The organism is Psychrobacter sp. FME13, from assembly GCF_014861395.1.
Lineage (GTDB): Bacteria > Pseudomonadota > Gammaproteobacteria > Pseudomonadales > Moraxellaceae > Psychrobacter.
On the sequence record NZ_RRYV01000225.1, the window covers coordinates 1 to 3,327 of the forward strand.

Here is a 3,327-nt window from a genome sequence, read left to right on the forward strand (position 1 = left end):
GTAAACGTCAAGGCATCAATGCCAATACTAGCGCTCAAATCAATATCAAGTCGGGTGAAGCTTTAGTATTCTCCACCCAGCCGCAAACCCATGCGCAATCTGAGCAGCACAACTATCAACAGCACACCCCGACTCTGACTCAAACATCATTGGGTGGTCAACATTTGGCTGAGCGCTTAACACAATTGGCAACGGGATTGGGACGTCAGGTCAATGACCATAAAGCGATTAAAACCCAGTTAGAAACTATCGCAGAGGAACAGCAAACCAAAACCCATCAACAAGCGCCCTACACGCTGATTGATGGCGCTGCTGATACGAGCTATGTCAGTGACGATACGCTGATTCAACGATCTATGGGTGAGATGATAACGACCACTCAGCAAGATATGATGGTAAGTAGTGGTGATGGGCATCATCAGGTCAGTAGTGAGTCTTTGACAGTGGTTGCTGATGGTCAATTCAGTATGACCAATGGCAAAGACAATATTATGCTGTCTGCGCATACAGGGAAGCTTGAAGCGACAGCAAAGCAAGATGTGAATATGTCATCCTCAACTAAGGAAGTTGAGGTGGTAGCAACGAACAAGATTACGCTGACGGCGGGCGGTGCGAGTATTACGCTAGATGGCGGTGATATTACGATTGCGGCAATGCAGTTTACGGAAAAGGCTGGTAAGCATAGTCGTGATGGCGGCGGGATGGATGGACAGGGGTTGGCGGGGTTGCCGAATGTCATTCCTGAGAAAAAGACACTGATGGATGGGGTTTATAATTTGGCCTATCAGTTTATCAACGATGAAAAAGAGCCTTATGCCAACACGCGTTATACTGCTATAAATAAACGTACAGGCGAGGAGTTCAAAGGAATGACTGATAAAGACGGTTGGTCAGAACGTTTTCATTCTGATACCGATGATGAGATTGAAGTGCATTTAGAGCTGCCTTGGCAAACAGAAATAGGGAAAAAATAATGACAGAGGGTGTTGTTTCAAATGCTATTGCGCAAGCAAGTCCAGAGAACAATAAAACTATACAAATATCAGATCCAAGAAAGTTCTTAGTACATTTTCGTAGGCCTTTAGGACCGGATTATGATGGCTCCTATGGCTTTGATTGGCTTCGGGATGATTATGTTTATGATAGACAACAAGTGCTTGAAGAAGGCAATATTCCAAAAAGATTATACAACGGATCTAAAATTGAAAACTTAATAAAAGAATATACCCGCCTCAAGCGTAGCGATGCGGCTGATCTAGCAGAAATCAAAGAAATCGAACCTTTGAACAAAGAGACTTATATCCCCGCATGGCTAGCGATATTCCCGACATCTAATCCTATTAATGCCAATGGCGTTGATCTACATCTGCAAATTGATCAAGAGTCTGCTGACAGCGCTGAACCTCTACCGCTAGAAGATGATGGCACTATGCTTAGCTTTGAGACCAGTACTGGTATCGTCGTATCGCCTCCTAAGATATCTTTAGGCAAGCTCATCACTCAAAAGCGTGAGGACAGGGAGTTAGTTTCATCAGTAGCAGGACTATCCTCCAAGACTGTCTACTACTATAAAGATGAATCAGTCAAAATCAATATAAAGGCGACCGATAGTTATAGCGAAGCAGGTTACGTCAAAGTAATCGCTACTCGCAAAGGGAAAACACGTAATGTAGGACTGCTGATGATGTATCCTAATAGCGTCGTTCCTAAAGCAGAAGTGCAGGTAGTGAAATTTACTGTGACTCCATACGACAAAAATAATCCTTCTGCATCCCATGTGTTCATTCCATTTGGGTATGAAAATGCTATTGAGACAAAATCGTTTAATCAAGCATTAGTAAAAGCAAAGGTGGTATCCCCTAAAAACAATATTGAACTAAAATTGCCTAATGAGCTAAAAAATTATCAGTTAGATAAAGATAAGCCAATAAGAGAATCCATCGAATCCTTTTTGAATAAGTATCAAAATAAGAATATTCCCAATGACGAGCAAACAAAAATAGAGCTAACAAATAATACCATTTCACTATTTGAAGTGCTTCATCCTAAAAAAGTATCAGAAGATAACTATGTCCATAGCGGCTGGATTGACGATAATAATAACAAGAAAACTTACGTTATTTTTACGGATCTAAAAGTAAATGAGGGTCAATCTGCTACCTATGGGAGGGCTACTATCCGAAGAGCAACTGAAAAAGAGATAAAGATATGTAAGACGCATGGTGGCGCTTCTTGTAACTCAGTTTGGGGTAATGCTGTATTATTATTTAATATTACAAGAGATGATATACACTCGATAGTCCATGAGCTAGGGCATAGCTTTGGGCTATGGCATACCTTTACACCATATGGTCAGCCACCTTCTATGGAGCATAGTTTTTATAGGGGGTATACCGATAATATAATGGACTATAATTTAAAGACAAATCCTAAAACAATTACTAATGCTGAACTTAACAATCCATTTAAAGGACATACCCATGCTTTATTCAAATGGCAGTGGGATATGTTACGTAGCGATAGGAGCATGGATTACTCTGATTCTTAAAAGCTACTCCAGTAATTTTTAAAAGGCAAATGATATGAAAAAAATTTTAATTCTTGCAGCAATGTCATTACCGCTAGCAAGTTGCGCGAGTGTCAGCAACAAACACGAAGTAGTTGCTGAGTCTACTGAATTATCAGATATAAAAGAAATTGTAATTGATGAACCTGTAAATAATAAAAAACCAGTAATGTGTCATGAGCCGACAGGCTATGACAACCAACCTATACCACTGGATACTGGAGTATTAAGAGAGACTCCTATTGATGTCATACCGAAAGAGCTATTTATTGAAAGGCTAGAAGCCTCTTCTTTGTGGAGTAAAGTAAGCCACGTTAACTCTTTCAAAAGTGATTTTTCGTTAAGTGAGATTAATGGCTTTCTTCAAATTCGAGGTGATGGTAGTTTTTCGAAATCAGAAAATATAACTAAAGTTTTTTACTCTCCCTTAGATATTGATGAAAGAAACAAATACGGTCATCAGCTACTAGGTCAAGAAAAGTTTGCTATGACAGAAATCATTAGTTTAGTGATTGATGATCACGAGAAAGCTGATGCAATCCTGGACCAGCTTTATCAGCAATATTTAGTTAAAGTTAAGAATAATAACGTATTGAGTGACGGAGAAACACTGCATAGCTATGTTCGCTATAACGGTATATTGTTCGAGCTTTGGGGCATGAACCGAACCAATCATCCTATTAAAGAGTGCAACTTAACTCTTTTGACAGGCTTGACAATTAATTAGGTGTGTTTCGTGGTTAAACTTATTTTTATAGCAA

General features: G+C 39.6%; 3 protein-coding genes. All 3 read left to right on the forward strand.

Annotation, left to right across the window (positions count from 1 at the left end; genetic code table 11):
• A partial coding sequence (locus EI164_RS15235; RefSeq protein WP_192520799.1) for a DUF2345 domain-containing protein occupies positions 1-974 on the forward strand: 974 nt, incomplete at its 5' end.
• Positions 974-2,548 (forward strand): M12 family metallo-peptidase, encoded by a 1,575-nt coding sequence (locus EI164_RS15240; protein WP_192520801.1) that lies wholly within the window; start codon positions 974-976, stop codon positions 2,546-2,548. The genes EI164_RS15235 and EI164_RS15240, both read left to right, overlap by 1 nt.
• 34 nt (positions 2,549-2,582) lie before the next feature.
• Positions 2,583-3,293, forward strand: coding sequence for a hypothetical protein (locus EI164_RS15245; protein WP_192520803.1), 711 nt, complete (start codon positions 2,583-2,585; stop codon positions 3,291-3,293).
• Positions 3,294-3,327: the final 34 nt, after the last annotated feature.